14 protein-coding genes and 1 tRNA gene are annotated in these 13397 nt (G+C 59.5%); 11 read left to right on the top strand and 4 right to left on the bottom strand.

Features of this window, described 5'->3' with window-relative positions:
* The first annotated feature begins 295 nt into the window (after positions 1–295).
* The 3 genes from JK199_RS09750 (at position 296) to JK199_RS09740 (ending at position 1311) form a co-directional block, all read left to right on the top strand.
* Positions 296–499, top strand: coding sequence for a hypothetical protein (locus JK199_RS09750; protein WP_077930484.1), 204 nt, complete (start codon positions 296–298; stop codon positions 497–499).
* A 139-nt stretch (positions 500–638) separates the two neighbouring features.
* Positions 639–1106 carry a hypothetical protein gene (locus JK199_RS09745; protein WP_086655932.1) on the top strand — a complete coding sequence of 156 codons (468 nt, stop codon included), beginning with the start codon at positions 639–641 and terminating at the stop codon, positions 1104–1106.
* Between the two features lie 52 nt (positions 1107–1158).
* Entirely contained in the window at positions 1159–1311 is a 153-nt protein-coding gene (locus JK199_RS09740) for a hypothetical protein (protein WP_212375513.1), read from the top strand.
* Here the strand turns inward: JK199_RS09740 and JK199_RS09735 are convergent.
* Positions 1282–1356 (bottom strand) — tRNA-Val (locus tag JK199_RS09735). The two genes, JK199_RS09740 and JK199_RS09735, sit on opposite strands and share 30 nt — an antisense overlap.
* A gap of 66 nt (positions 1357–1422) precedes the next feature.
* Here JK199_RS09735 and JK199_RS09730 point away from each other — a divergent pair.
* Positions 1423–2349: an N-formylglutamate amidohydrolase gene (locus tag JK199_RS09730; RefSeq protein ID WP_212375511.1), complete on the top strand. Its 927-nt coding sequence runs from the start codon at positions 1423–1425 to the stop codon at positions 2347–2349.
* Between the two features lie 11 nt (positions 2350–2360).
* Here the strand turns inward: JK199_RS09730 and JK199_RS09725 are convergent, their stop codons facing one another.
* Complete coding sequence (locus JK199_RS09725) at positions 2361–3245, bottom strand: glycosyltransferase family 2 protein (protein WP_212375509.1); 885 nt, start codon at positions 3243–3245, stop codon at positions 2361–2363.
* A 40-nt stretch (positions 3246–3285) separates the two neighbouring features.
* Here JK199_RS09725 and JK199_RS16000 point away from each other — a divergent pair, with 40 nt between their 5' ends.
* Both JK199_RS16000 and htpG read left to right on the top strand, forming a co-directional pair.
* Positions 3286–3810: a putative hemolysin gene (locus tag JK199_RS16000; protein WP_342356309.1), complete on the top strand. Its 525-nt coding sequence runs from the start codon at positions 3286–3288 to the stop codon at positions 3808–3810.
* A gap of 138 nt (positions 3811–3948) precedes the next feature.
* Positions 3949–5844 carry a molecular chaperone HtpG gene (gene htpG, locus JK199_RS09715; RefSeq protein WP_086656019.1) on the top strand — a complete coding sequence of 632 codons (1896 nt, stop codon included), beginning with the start codon at positions 3949–3951 and terminating at the stop codon, positions 5842–5844.
* 80 nt (positions 5845–5924) lie between these two features.
* Here the strand turns inward: htpG and mazG are convergent, their stop codons facing one another.
* Positions 5925–6815 carry a nucleoside triphosphate pyrophosphohydrolase gene (gene mazG, locus JK199_RS09710; RefSeq protein WP_212375507.1) on the bottom strand — a complete coding sequence of 297 codons (891 nt, stop codon included), beginning with the start codon at positions 6813–6815 and terminating at the stop codon, positions 5925–5927.
* Positions 6816–7018: 203 nt separating this feature from the next.
* On the opposite strand from mazG, the gene argC reads away from it, so the two are divergent.
* Positions 7019–7939 (top strand): N-acetyl-gamma-glutamyl-phosphate reductase, encoded by a 921-nt coding sequence (gene argC / locus JK199_RS09705; protein ID WP_212375505.1) that lies wholly within the window; start codon positions 7019–7021, stop codon positions 7937–7939.
* A 40-nt stretch (positions 7940–7979) separates the two neighbouring features.
* Positions 7980–8711: an SDR family NAD(P)-dependent oxidoreductase gene (locus JK199_RS09700; protein ID WP_212375503.1), complete on the top strand. Its 732-nt coding sequence runs from the start codon at positions 7980–7982 to the stop codon at positions 8709–8711.
* 94 nt (positions 8712–8805) lie between these two features.
* Here the strand turns inward: JK199_RS09700 and acuI are convergent, their stop codons facing one another.
* Positions 8806–9807, bottom strand: a complete 1002-nt coding sequence (gene acuI, locus JK199_RS09695) for an acrylyl-CoA reductase (NADPH) (protein ID WP_212375501.1) — start codon at positions 9805–9807, stop codon at positions 8806–8808.
* 202 nt (positions 9808–10009) lie between these two features.
* Here acuI and JK199_RS09690 point away from each other — a divergent pair, with 202 nt between their 5' ends.
* The 3 genes from JK199_RS09690 to JK199_RS09680 all read left to right on the top strand — a co-directional run bounded on the left by JK199_RS09690 (position 10010) and on the right by JK199_RS09680 (position 13301).
* Positions 10010–11326 (top strand): hemolysin family protein, encoded by a 1317-nt coding sequence (locus JK199_RS09690; protein WP_077931698.1) that lies wholly within the window; start codon positions 10010–10012, stop codon positions 11324–11326.
* Between the two features lie 115 nt (positions 11327–11441).
* Positions 11442–12755, top strand: coding sequence for a histidine-type phosphatase (locus JK199_RS09685; protein ID WP_244985049.1), 1314 nt, complete (start codon positions 11442–11444; stop codon positions 12753–12755).
* Positions 12756–12884: 129 nt separating this feature from the next.
* Positions 12885–13301, top strand: coding sequence for a glycine zipper family protein (locus tag JK199_RS09680; protein ID WP_035373683.1), 417 nt, complete (start codon positions 12885–12887; stop codon positions 13299–13301).
* Positions 13302–13397: the final 96 nt, after the last annotated feature.

The raw sequence follows: 13397 nt of genomic DNA, 5'->3' as shown, positions 1-13397 counted from the left end.
CCCGACATTTTCTGAGCAGGCGCGCCGAAGCCTGCGCCGTTGCCGGATGGAGAGACGGACTTTGCGCACCCCATCCTTTAAAGCCAGCCAGTACGCCCAGAATGCCGTCATGATATCCTCTCAATACTGTGATCGTTCAAAATAATGGGCAATAATGGCCCCAGTATGACGCTCTTTGCTGCGTATATTAACAAAATGTTTCTTCTTTTTATTTCATAGAAACGTCACATCCGACCTGACATGATGGTGCTAGAACGCCGTCAGTTCCGCTTCCAAACAGCAGAAGACACTTGCTATGACACGCCTTCAGCCCACGACCGGCTCAGCACCTTCCAATGAAAAATGGCGCGAAGCCGTTCATGAGACACTTCGCAAAACGCTTCTCTATATCTGGGAACAACCCGATTACACTCCGCTTCAGGCCCGCCGGGACGCACAGAACAGCAAAACGCATTCTGCCTCCACCGCACTGGTTCTTTCCGGCCACATCGGGGGCTAACGCGCCGCGCCCGTTGTGGCTCCCTGCCAGAGAGCAACGCGCGCCTTAAAATTTAGGGAAACAGAGGACCTGTCCGGACGTCTCTATACAGACATGCCTGCACCAAAGGCATTCTGAGAGAAGGAGGAGAGGGTTCCAGATGCACTATTTATCCCGCCTGACGTTTGCAATCGGCAGCGTCATGCTCATGCTGCTTGCGGTGCTTCTGGCCGCATTTGGGATGTCTGGCCTGATAGAAACACTCCTGCATTCATGGCAGGACGGACAGAAGGCGGTGGTGCATGCCATCAGCTACGTCGTTATTTCCATGGCGGTGTTTGATGTCGCCAAATATTTCATGGAAGAAGAAGTCATTCTCTCCCGTGGCAAGCAGACTTTGGCAGAAGCACGGACCAGCCTGACAAAATTCATCACATCCATTATTATCGCTGTGTTTGTTGAAGGGCTGGTGGGTATTTTTGAAACAAACAAGGAAAGCCCCGCGACCATTCTCTACCCCGCCTCTCTGCTGCTTGTCGCCACGGGGATCGTGCTTGCGCTCGGCATCTATCAGAAACTGAGCGTGACAGCCGAACGCGAGAAAAAACAGGAAAATTTAACAGATTGAGAAAAGCCTTCCTGTGAAACAGCAATCAGTCACAAGGAAATTTTCTGAGGGCATGCGTCAGGCACAGATTCACAGATCAGGCAAAGCCTGCATGCAGCATCCGGATGCCACTAACGAAACTATTTTTTGGGGAACAAATTTTCTGGATAAAGAAGCAGAAATCACCGGTCAAAGATGGTGGGCGCAACAGGGATTGAACCTGTGACCCCTACCATGTCAAGGTAGTGCTCTACCGCTGAGCTATGCGCCCATCTTTGACCGTGGGCCGCGTTCTATCGTGCTTGCGTTCAAAGTGCAAGCCCTCAATGATAGCCGGATGAAAAATATTACGCATAGCCTGATTCAACGGGGTCTGGCCCGTGTCTTACCGGGCGTGCCCGCCAGCCTTCCGCAGGAGGCAGACCGCGTGCAGGCCCCTGCTCCTGTGCTGGTCTCCGGCCAGCCGGACACCCCTGTGGTGCTGGCCTCCCCGCATTCCGGTCGCTTTTACCCTGAGGCTTTTGTACAGGAGAGCCGCCAGCCGCTGAACATTCTGCGCAGCGGAGAAGACAGCTATGTGGAAGAACTGGCGGCCAGCGCGCACGCCCTCGGCCCCATATTTGTCCACGCGACCTTCCCTCGTGTTTTCTGTGATGTGAACCGGGCCGCGTGGGATCTGGACCCACGCATGTTCAGCACGCCGGTTCCGGCATTTGTGCGAGCCACATACCGGGGGTTGGCGGGCCTTGGGTCCGTACCCCGCATTGTGGCTGATAACCGCCAGATTTACCGCGCCCGGATGCCATTCATGGACGCCGCCCTGCGAATCCGGGATTACTGGATGCCCTACCACGCCACTCTGGCCGCAGCCCTGCGCAAGACCCATGCCCGGCATGGCATCAGCTTGCTGCTGGACCTGCATTCCATGCCAGACGCGCCGGAGGCTGGAAGCCCGGACTTTGTGCTCGGAGACGCGCACGGCGCAAGCTGCTCTGGCCTCCTGGTGCAGGCCGCTGAGAAGGTGCTGCAGAGCATGGGCTTTAAAACATCCCGCAACACGCCCTATGCAGGGGGATATATTACGCAGCATTATGGCCGCCCGCGTGAGGGCCTGCATGCCTTACAAATTGAAATGCGTCGTAGCCTGTATATGGATGAAAAAACGCGGGAAAAACACACTGGCTTCTCTGACCTGCAACACGCTCTTGCCCAAATGACAGAACGCCTGACCACCGCCCTCCAGACGCGCGAAATCAACGGCTAGAGCGTGTGTTTTCAGAAAGCGCTTAAAAAGCGCTCTGGAATTCTGTGCAGGCCGCTTTCTCCCCCGGCAGTGACAATCCCGGCAAGATCAAGCGTGTCTAAAGATGTTTCTGAACGGGTTTTCTGAAAAGCTCTGATAAACCCGACCATTGCCTGATCTTCCATACGGTGCGATTCTCCGTGCCGCAAAGCCCGGGCCTGCGCACTCCATGGCAACGCACGAGTAACACTGAGACGCTTGAGCACGACGTCTTCATCCGCATATTTCAGATGAAACATCCACAATGCTGTATCCAGCGTTTTGTGTTCTTTACAGTCATGGAAGCCCGGCCCCCACGTCAGAGGCACGGAAGACAGCAGGGTTTTACAGGACCAGACTCTGACCGCGCCATAAGGCCGCTGCCCCAAAATGGGATGATCCCACTGCACGGGCGGAAGATCCTGCGCAGCCGCAATCACATCTACCCCAACACAGCGGATACTGGCCGCTGGCGCATGGGCCGCATACGCCTGCAAGGACGCAAACCGCGCAGGGTCCGCTACCAGAAATTCATCACAATCCGTGAAAAGCACCGTCCGATATTTTTTGAGGAGCTTTTTCTGAAACGCCTGGATCTGCGCACAGCGGTCAACCTCATCCAGTTCGGCCCGTTTGAGGGGTGTAACCTCACATCCGGGCAGATCGGGCAGGCTGTCACTCCCGTGATCGAGAACGAAAATATTTCCCGCCCCTGCCTGTGCGCGGTAATATGCGGCCCAGACAGGCAACATACGGTGTTCATTATAAACCATGGTAAACACGGCCAGCGGCTTACGGGCGTCAGGCTGCTTCTGGCCCGGCCCGTGGCGGAACACCTGCGCAAAGGCGGCTCTGACTCTTTTCCAGATGGATGCCACAGGGCCCTCCGTTTTTGAGTGTGAGAGAAATTTGACGAGAGTGCCGCATTTATACCCTGATGCCGTGATGCTTTCAGCGCAGGACATGCCGCACGCACCGGGCTGGCTGGCACGCGACCAGAGCCATATTCAGGAGAAGACACACATGATCAACGTATTTTCTGCCTTTTTGGGCACACGCCATAAAAAACTGACCGGCACGGCCATGCTGGGTGCGGCCATGCTGGCACTGGCCGCGTGCCAGACAGCCCCCGCCACAGCCGGGGAGCCTGCAAACGGTTCCACCTCCGGCGCCGCTCTGCCACAGGGCGTGACCACACAGACAGCCCCTGCCGCAGGCACCACGACCACACCCGCTGCAACCTCCCCGCAGCGCAGCAAGCTGATTGGCATGGCAAACCCGGCCTCCGTCCACTGCATCAACGCAGGCGGCAAGCTGGAAATCCGCACCGGGGCCTCTGGCGGGCAGTATGGCATCTGCCACATGCCTGATGGCAACAGTTGCGAGGAATGGTCCTTCTTCCGTACGGGCAAATGCACGGCTGAAACCCTGAAAAACCGATAACATTCTGCACCGGGAGATATTGAAAAAATCTCCCGTTCATCTCATTTCTTAGCTCATGCAGGAGGTGGCAGCATTTGGCCTGAAGGCAAAGGCTGCTGCGCTCATGATGCAGTATGACGCATGAATGCGGGGAATGAGATGACTGAAACAGCCACGGGCGCCACGCCCGCACAGGGCAGCGAAACACGGGAATTCAGCGCGGAAGTCGGGCGGCTGCTCGACCTTGTTGTGCATTCGCTCTATTCCGAACGGGAAATTTTTCTGCGTGAACTGGTTGCCAACGCAGCCGATGCCACAGACCGCCGCCGTTTTGAGGCTCTGACCGATGGCGCCCGCGCGCTGCCGGAAGATGCCAAAATCCGCATCAACCCGGAAAAAGACGCCCGCCTGCTGACCATCAGCGATGATGGCGCGGGGATGAGCAAGGAAGAGCTGGTCTCCAATCTGGGCACAATCGCCAAGTCCGGCACGCGGGCCTTTGGCCAGAAGCTGGAAAGTGCAAAACCGGAAGACCGCCCGAACCTGATCGGCCAGTTTGGCGTGGGCTTTTACGCCGCGTTTATGGTGGCGGACAAGGTTGACGTCGTCTCCCGTCGCGCAGGCTCGGACGAGGCCTGGCGCTGGACGTCTGACGGCAAAGGCTCCTACACGCTGGCCCCCGCCACGCGGGAAAAAGCCGGGACGGACATTACGCTGCATATCAAGGAAGACGCAGACGAGTTCCTTGATAGCTGGCGTCTGGAAGCTGTTATCCGCAAATGGTCTGACCATATTGCATGGCCTGTCACCATTACAAAAGACGGCAAGGAAGAAGCCGCGAACGAGGGCACGGCCCTGTGGCGCAAGCCGCGCAGCGAAATTACGGACGATCAGCTCAACGAGTTCTATCGTCACCTGACCCATAATTTCGATACCCCGTGGGATACGCTGCACTGGCGCGCGGAAGGCACCATTGAATTCTCCGCCCTGCTGTTTGTACCGGGCAGCCGTCCGTTTGAATTTGCCGAGCAGACGCGCGAAAGCCGCGTCCGGCTGCATGTCCGCCGCATGTTCATCACGGATGAAGCCGAGATCCTGCCCACATGGCTGCGCTTTGTGCAGGGCGTTGTGGATACGGAAGACCTGCCGCTGAACGTCTCACGTGAAATGCTTCAGGCCACCCCGGTTCTGGCCCGTATCCGCAAGGCCGTGACCAACAAGGTGATGGGCGAACTGAAAACCCGCGCAAAGGATGAAGAGGCCTATGCCAGCTTCTGGGAAAACTTCGGCCCGGTGCTGAAGGAAGGCATGTGGGATGACCCGGCACACCGCACGGAAGTCGCAGCCCTCAGCCGCTTCCGCTCCAGTGCTGTCGAAGGGCTGATCTCTCTGGATGCCTATATCAGCCGCATGAAGCCCGAGCAGGACGCCATTTATTATCTGACGGGCGATAACGCTGAAACACTGGCGGCGTCCCCGCAGATTGAAGGCTTCAGGGCGCGTGGCGTGGAAGTCCTGCTGCTGTCTGATGCGGTGGATTCCTTCTGGCCGGAACGTCTGGGCACGTATGAAGGCAAAGCCCTGCGCAACGTGGCACAGGGCCAGACGGACCTTGAAAAATTCGGTGCGCCAGCAGAAAGCGATGCAGAAAAAGCCGACATGGAGACGCTGGTCCCTGCGCTGAAAACCGCTCTGGGTGAAACCGTGTCCGACATTCGCGCCACAGACCGTCTGGTCAACAGCGCCATGGTGCTGACAGCACCAGAAGGCGGCCCGGACCTGCAACTGCAAAAGCTCATGCAGCGCAGCGGCCAGAGCCTGCCGCCTGTCACCCCGGTTCTGGAACTTAACCCGGCCCATCCGATCATCCACCATCTGGCGGGACTGGTTAAAGACGGAAAATCTGTGGACACACTGGCCCATATCCTTCTGGATGTTGCCAGCATCCAAAATGGTGAGCCGCCGAAAGACGTGAATGCGTTCTCCCGCAGGCTGATGGACTATCTGGCTGGCGGCGTTGAAACCGCAGGCACGGAAGCGCCGTCCAAAGACTGATCAGCCCACCCTCTGTTCACGTGATAAAAACCGGCTCCTTCCTCAGAGGGGGCCGGTTTTTTACATTTTAAAGTCCCTGTTCAGCCGTCACGCTTTTTAACGCGGTTCCAGACATCATCCAGATACGCCACTGGTTCATCCTGCATGGACCGGCCTTCTGCCGCCAGTTCCGCCTCCACCGCCTGAAAGCGGCGGGTAAACTTGTCACACGCCTGACGCAGGCAGGCCTCCGGGTCCAGCTTCAGCCGTCTGGCCAGACTGGCGAGCGAGAACAGGACATCCCCCAGTTCATCCTGCATTCTGGCGCGGTCATTTGCCTGCATTTCCACAGCAAACTCTTCCATTTCCTCATGCACCTTGGCCACAACGCCCTGTACATCCGGCCAGTCAAACCCGACGCGGGCCGCCCGAGACGCAATTTTTGAGGCCCGCAGCAATGCGGGTAAGGCGGGTGGAATACCGGCCAGCGCGCTGGACTTCTGGCCCGGCGCACTCAGCGTCTGTCGCTCTTTTTCTTTAAGCTGCTCCCACTGTCCCGGCATCGCGTCGGCCGTTGTCCGGACGGCAGTTTCCTGCTGCCCGGCACCCAGCACATCCGGCCCGAACGTCACATGCGGGTGGCGACGAATCATTTTCTCGGTAATCAGGCGGGCAACAGTCGCAAAATCAAAATGCCCCTCCTCTTCCGCCAGACGCGCTTGATAGACCACCTGCAACAGCAGATCCCCCAGTTCATCCGGAAAGGCGTTCCAGTCCTGCTTCTGGATGGCGTCTAGAACCTCATACGCCTCTTCAATGGCGTAGGGGGCTATGGTTTCATGCGTCTGCTCTTTATCCCACGGGCAGCCATGCTCCGGGTCCCGCAGGCGGGCCATCAGCGCCACAAGGCGCGTTAGCTCACGGGCCGCATCCGTCTGGCCGACTGTTTCAGGCAAAACAGCCCCTGAACTGGCAATATTTTTTGCGACCATGACCCCCTGCGCTCCCTTCAATTCTGTGTGTTTTCCCGCATATCAGCCCTGCACCGGCAAGGTGTTTTTCACGCATCCCCCTTCCGCCACAAGGGACTTACCCCGTATATGCGGAAGCAGAGAGACCGAACAGCCCGCACGCCACAACTCCGTGGACAGGGCGGAGACAGGGAGCCTCCCGGTATCAGGGTGAGGATAAAGGCATGACACAGCAGCCCGTTATTTTTATCGATGGGGAAGCAGGCACCACCGGTCTGGGTATTCGGGACCGTCTGTCTGCCCTGCCCGTGCGCATCCACTCCATTGACCACACCCGCCGCAAAGACCCGGCTGCCCGCAAGGACGCCATGGCGGCGGCGGATCTGGTGGTGCTGTGCCTGCCGGATGAGGCATCCCGTGAGGCTGTGACCATCGCCGAAACACTCGGGAAAAACGCCCCCCGTATTCTGGACGCCAGCACGGCGTTCCGTACAGCGCCGGGCTGGGTCTATGGTTTTCCGGAACTTTCTGCCGCACAGAGCGAGGCCATTCAGGCTGCCCCCCGTGTTTCAAACCCCGGCTGCTATCCTACGGGAGCCATAGCACTTCTGCGCCCGCTGATTGAGGCGGGCATTATGGAGCCGCATTATCCGGTCTGTATAAATGCGGTCAGCGGCTATTCCGGCGGTGGCCGCACGATGATTGAAGCACATACGCGGGACGGTGGACCGGCTTTTGAGCTCTATGGCCTCGGGCTGGAGCACAAGCATGTGCCGGAAATCCACCTGCATGCCGGTCTGACGCGCCGCCCGGTTTTTGTGCCGTCTGTCGGGCATTTTGCACAGGGAATGATTGTTTCCATCCCCCTGCATCTGGATGACCTGAATGGCGGCGTGACGGTGGAGGACCTGCACACCGCACTGGCGGCCCGTTATACGGGGCAGGACCGCGTGCATGTGCTGGCCGCGGAGCCAAAACTCTCGGCAGAGGCTCTGGCGGGGCGTGACACCATGGAACTGCGGGTGCATGGCGCCCCCCATTCCCGGCAGGCTGTGCTGACAGCGCGGCTGGACAACCTTGGTAAAGGGGCGTCCGGCGCGGCGTTGCAGAATATTGCCCTCATGCTCGGCCTCCCGCAGGCCTGAGCGTTCGTCCCCTTCTTTTTTTCAAACAGGAGTTCTGAGCATGACACAACGTGTAGCACTGATCACTGGTGGTAGCCGCGGCATCGGGGCCGGTATTGCGGAAGCTCTGGCTAAAGACGGGTTTGATATTGCCCTGACCTATGCCCGCAACGCAGACGCAGCCGAAGCCACGGCCGCGAAGGTCCGCGCGCAGGGGCGCAAAGCTCTGTGTATTCAGGCTGACGGCACCACGGTGAAGGGCAACCAGACAGGCGTTGCTGAAACGGTTAAGGAGTTTGGCCGTATTGATACGCTGGTCTGCAACGCCGGGACGTATCCGTATGGCCCGATTGGCGAAATGAGCGTTGAGCAGATTGAGCATGTGCTGAACCTGAACGTGCGCGCCGTGATGGTGGAAACCATGGAAGCGGTAAAGCACATGAAGGAAGGCGGCCGCATTATTTTCATCGGGTCCGCTTTTGGCGCACGCGCGCCCTTCCCCGGTATTTCTCTCTATGCTGCCACCAAGGCGGCCCTGCGTGGCTTTGCACAGGGTGTTGCGCGGGACCTTGGCCCCAAAGGCATTACCGCCAACGTGGTGGAACCCGGCCCGATTGATACGGACATGAACCCCGCAACAGGGGACGTTGCCAAGCTGATCAGCAGTTTTGTGGCAACAGGCAAATACGGCACCGTGCAGGATATTGCCAGCATGGTCTCCTTCCTCGCCAGCCCGCAGGCAGGATACATCACCGGTGCAGCCCTGCCGGTGGATGGTGGTCTGGAAGCCTGATTTCCAGCACTGACGTTTTTAGACGACCGGTTGAGAATACCGGGGGAGCAAAAGCCGCTTTCCCGGTATTTTTTTATGTCTGCCTTGCGCGCCCTCACCCGGCGTTTTCAGGGGCAGCCAGTCTGACCAGAATACGGCCTCTGATTTTGCCGTCCAGAAGATCCGCCGCGGCCTGCTTCACGTCCGGCAGCGTAATTTCTGTCAGAATACCGTTCAGCTTTTCCGGGTCGATCAGCTCGGCCAGTTGCTGCCATGCGGCAAGACGCTCTTCCTTCGGACAATAGACGCTATCAATCCCCACCAGCGTGACCCCACGCAGGATGAAGGGCGCAACCGTCGCGGGAAAATCCATGCCCGCCGCAAGACCACACGCCGTCACCACGCCCTGATATTTCATGGACGCACAGATGGCCGCCAGCACGGCTCCCCCGGCCACATCGACCGCACCGGCCCATTGTGCTTTTTCCAGAGGACGTGTCATCCGCAGCAGCGTCTGACGCGGCAGAATATCCGAAGCCCCGAGCTTCCGCAGCACCGGTTCTTCTTCCGGGTGGCCGGTTACGGCCGTCACTTCATACCCCAGCTTACTCAGCAACATCAGCGCAACACTGCCGACGCCACCGGACGCGCCCGTCACCACAATCGGGCCGCTTTTGGGCGTCACGCCTTCACGGATCAGGGCGCGTACACACAGCATGGCGGTATACCCCGCCGTCCCGAGCGCCATGGCCTGCCGGGCACTCAGGGCAGAGGGAAGCGGGATCAGCCAGTCTCCCGGCACGCGCACCCGCTCAGCCAGACCGCCCCAGTGACTTTCCCCGGCCCCCCAGCCATTCAGCACAACACGCTGGCCAGCCACCAGACCGGGGTGGGAGGACGTCTCAACCGTTCCCGCGCAGTCAATGCCCGGCACCATCGGGTAAGACCGCACAATCGGCCCCTTGCCGGTAATGGCGAGGGCATCCTTGTAGTTCAGGGTAGACCACTCGACCCGTACCGTAACATCCCCCTCGGGCAACTGAGCGTCTGACAGAGACTGCTCGCTGACATTCTGGGCACCTTCGGACGTTTTTTCGATGAGCAAGGCTGGGAACATGGTCTATCTCCTTCAAAACGCTCAACGCCCTTTTTGCGTTGAAGATCACCCCACTACGCTCTTTTTTAGAAAAGGGTGATCACAAAGCCGCTGGGCGCTCAGGGCTGCTCGGCCAAATCTGGGAAAATAAATTAGGATTTTAAAAAGGCCGAAGGTATAACCTTGCCCAATAAGCTGTTTCTTATTGAACCCCGAGCGTGTCTTGATCCTTTTTCTTTCCGGTTTTCTCGCCCTCTTCCTGCTGATTGCTGTCAGTATCCTGATTTCTCTCTCCGAGATTTCCTTTGCCGCCGCCCGGGACGTCCGTCTCCGGTCCCGGGCAGAAGCGGGTGATAAGCGGGCACAGGCCTTTCTGGCCCTGCGCCGGAATAGTGGTCAGGTTATTACTGTTCTCCAGATCTGCCTGAACGGGGTGGGGATTCTGGGCGGTATTGTCAGCTCGGAAATGCTCTCTCCGCCCTGCGGCGCGCTGCTGCGCTACTGGGGCCTGCCGGACGGGCTGGCGGAAAAAACCGGCTCTGCCGTCAGCTTTATTATGGTCACGGGCCTGTTCGTGCTGTTTGCCGATCTGCTGCCCAAACGCGTCGCCATGAACGCGCCGGATAAAGTCGCGCTGTCCATCGGCTGGTTCCCTAAACTGGCCCTGCGGGTGCTGTATCCGTTTGTATGGATTTTCTCCAAAGTCTCGGATGCTGTTCTGCGGGCCATGAAAATCCCCGCGGCATCCGCTGTGGAGCCTGTCACACCAGAAGACCTGCGCGCCATTCTGGCTGCCGGCACGGCCTCGGGCGTGCTGCTGGAGCAGGAACATCAGATGATCCAGAACGTACTGGGTTTGCAGGACCGTTCCGTCACCTCCGCCATGACCCCGCGTGATGAAATTGTCTATCTGGACGTGCAGGACAGCGCGGAAAACAACCATGAAAAAGTGCGGGCCAAGCCCTATTCCCGCTACCCGCTGTGTGACGGCGGGCTGGACAAGGTTATTGGCTCCATCCGTGCGGAAGACGTTCTGGCCTCTGTGGTGGACCCGGCCAGCATTCCGGAAGGCCCGGCCCTGCGCGGCAACCCGATTTTCCGGATGCGGCGGGATGTACTGTCCGTGCCGGAAACACTCAACCTGTGGGATACGCTGGCCCAATTTGATACGCACGGCGTGGGCTTTGCCCTGATTGTGAATGAATACGGGCTGGTTGTTGGGCTGATTACGTTCAAGGACATCATGGGCGCGCTCATGGATGGTCTGGCCAACCCGTTTGAGGAACAGGCCATTGTGCGGCGTGATGAAAACTCCTGGCTGATTGACGGCGCCGCCCCGATCGGGGACGTCATGCGGGAACTGCATGTGATTGAACTGCCAGACAGCGCCCAGTTTGATACCGTTGGCGGGTTTGTCATGCACCGCCTGCGCCGCATGGCCCGCAAGGCGGACCGTGTAGATGCGGGCGGTTTCCGGTTTGAGGTGGTGGACGTGGAAGGCTTCCGCATCAACCAGCTTCTGGTCACCCGCCTGACCTGAGCAACCCTGTCCGGGGGCAGCCGGGCCTGAACCATCAGTGCGGCCCCTTATGCGTGCAAAAACGGAAAACCGGGCCAGCATCCCCTGATGCACTCAGTCTGTGCTATGCAGACTTATGCTTTCTGTCCGCTTTCTGTCCTGCCTGATCCTTGCAAGCTGCGCCGTCAGCCTCACCGCGCCGTTCAGCGCCCATGCCGAGCCTGCCCGGGCTGCGGCCCCCTCTTCCGGCGCGGTGCTGGAAAAAGTCCTGCTGGTTTCCCGGCATGGCATCCGCAGCCCGACCAAACCCCTTAGCACGCTGGAAAAGCAGACAGGCCGGGTCTGGTCTGTCTGGCCCGTCCCGCCGGGTGAACTGACGGACCATGGTCGCGCCAATCTGGCCCTGATGGGCACGTTTCTGCACCACTGGTACGCGCCTCTGATCACGCAGTCTTCCACACCCTGCGCCTCTGCCGCCGCCATTTTTGTGTGGGCGGATGCCGCGGACAACCGGACCCGCCAGAGCGGCGATATTCTGAGCCATGCCCTGACGCAAGGCTGCACCAGCACGGCGCACAGCCTGCCCGCTGGCCAGCATGACCCGCTGTTCAATGCTCTCGCCGCCGGGCAGGCACGCCTTGACCAGCAGCGCGTCATGCCGCCCCTCGCCCATGCCTTTCAGCAGGCCACCAAACCGGGCAGCCCAGAGGCAAACGCCGAGGCAGCCCTTCAGGCGGCCTTTGCGCCCGCCGGGTGCCAGCAGCGCACCGGCCCCTGTTTTTCAGCCCCGGCTGTACTGTCATGGAAAAAGGATCAGCCCCACACTACTGGCGGCCTGACTCTCAGCAGTTCCACAGCGGAAAATCTGCTGCTGGAATATGTGCAGGGCCTCCCCTCCACAGCCTTTGCCAACGCGGCTTTAACACCAGAGGACAAGGACGCCAGAACGCGCCAACTTCTCGCTGCGGTTCTGCCTGCTCATGCGCTGCTGAGTGACAGACTCAGGCGGCTCCCGGCCATTGTCGTGCCCCGCGGGCAGGTTCTGGCCGACGCCCTGCTTAAAAGCCTCGCTGACGAGCCTGTGCCTTTGCCAGATGGCTCAGCTCTGCCACCCGCTGCCCGCCTGATCCTGTTTGCCGGGCACGACACAACACTGGACATGCTGGCTACACTTTTTGGGCTGGACTGGTCCTTTACGGACCAGCCGGACCGGACCGCCCCGGATACCACGCTGGCCTTTGAACTGTGGCGGTTACCGGATGGGCAGAAAGATGTGCGCTTCCGTGTCTTCCATCAGTCTCTGGAACAGTTACGGCTGGCCCGGCCCATACACCCGCAGGCGGGAGAAGGCGCGCCACTCCTGCTGCACAGCCGGTTCTGCTCTGCCGCCGCACAGACGCCGTGCAGCCCGGAGGCGCTGGCCCTCGGTCAGAAAAGCCTTACGGAATAAGCGTGCAGGCCGTCCCCCGCGCGCCACAGACAAGCTGCTGCGGCTGCTCATTAAATGATTTGCCTGTGCTCAAAAAAATGCCAGAATCTGGTGTTTAACACGTGTCCAATTTCAACAAGAGTGTGTGTCATGAGCTTCAAAAAAGCGTCTCTCGTTCTTCTTCCGGCGCTTCTGCTGACTGCCTGCGCAGAAACACCGATGGGCCCGACCGCCATGGTGCTGCCCGGCCCGGGCAAGAATTACGCCACGTTCCAGCAGGAGCAGAATTTCTGCCGCTCTCAGGCCAGTGCCGCTGTGCAGGGGCAGGCAGGCAGCCAGAACCGTAAGGCTCTTTACGGCGGTCTGGCCGCAACGGCTCTGGGTGCTGGTCTGGGTGCTGCTGCGGGCGGCGGGGCTGGCGCAGGGATTGGTGCCGGTGCAGGGGCTCTGGGTGGCGCGCTGGGTGGTGGGGCATATTCCCGCAGCCAGCAGGGTGACATCCAGACCCAGTACAATAATGCCTATGTGCAGTGCATGGTGGCGTATAAGAACGTCCTGCCCCGCTAAAACCGGCCAGCGTCCGGTTTATTGGGCTTTACGGTCAGGTGGCTCGCGTCTAGCGGGCCACTTTTTTTATGCGGCGGAAAAGCCCTTGCCTCCCCA

It is taken from the genome of Acetobacter persici, assembly GCF_018256955.1.
Taxonomy (GTDB): Bacteria; Pseudomonadota; Alphaproteobacteria; order Acetobacterales; family Acetobacteraceae; genus Acetobacter; species Acetobacter persici.
This window is presented reverse-complemented; position numbering and strand designations above follow the sequence as displayed.

What these genes read in the sequence shown, in the direction of transcription:
- JK199_RS09750 (WP_077930484.1), top strand. Translation starts at nt 296, where the DNA reads ATGACACGCCTTCAGCCCACGACCGGCTCAGCACCTTCCAATGAAAAA.
- JK199_RS09745 (WP_086655932.1), top strand. Translation starts at nt 639, where the DNA reads ATGCACTATTTATCCCGCCTGACGTTTGCAATCGGCAGCGTCATGCTC.
- JK199_RS09740 (WP_212375513.1), top strand. Translation starts at nt 1,159, where the DNA reads ATGCGTCAGGCACAGATTCACAGATCAGGCAAAGCCTGCATGCAGCAT.
- JK199_RS09730 (WP_212375511.1), top strand. Translation starts at nt 1,423, where the DNA reads ATGAAAAATATTACGCATAGCCTGATTCAACGGGGTCTGGCCCGTGTC.
- htpG (WP_086656019.1), top strand. Translation starts at nt 3,949, where the DNA reads ATGACTGAAACAGCCACGGGCGCCACGCCCGCACAGGGCAGCGAAACA.
- mazG (WP_212375507.1), bottom strand. Translation starts at nt 6,815, where the DNA reads ATGGTCGCAAAAAATATTGCCAGTTCAGGGGCTGTTTTGCCTGAAACA.
- argC (WP_212375505.1), top strand. Translation starts at nt 7,019, where the DNA reads ATGACACAGCAGCCCGTTATTTTTATCGATGGGGAAGCAGGCACCACC.
- JK199_RS09700 (WP_212375503.1), top strand. Translation starts at nt 7,980, where the DNA reads ATGACACAACGTGTAGCACTGATCACTGGTGGTAGCCGCGGCATCGGG.
- acuI (WP_212375501.1), bottom strand. Translation starts at nt 9,807, where the DNA reads ATGTTCCCAGCCTTGCTCATCGAAAAAACGTCCGAAGGTGCCCAGAAT.
- JK199_RS09685 (WP_244985049.1), top strand. Translation starts at nt 11,442, where the DNA reads ATGCTTTCTGTCCGCTTTCTGTCCTGCCTGATCCTTGCAAGCTGCGCC.
- JK199_RS09680 (WP_035373683.1), top strand. Translation starts at nt 12,885, where the DNA reads ATGAGCTTCAAAAAAGCGTCTCTCGTTCTTCTTCCGGCGCTTCTGCTG.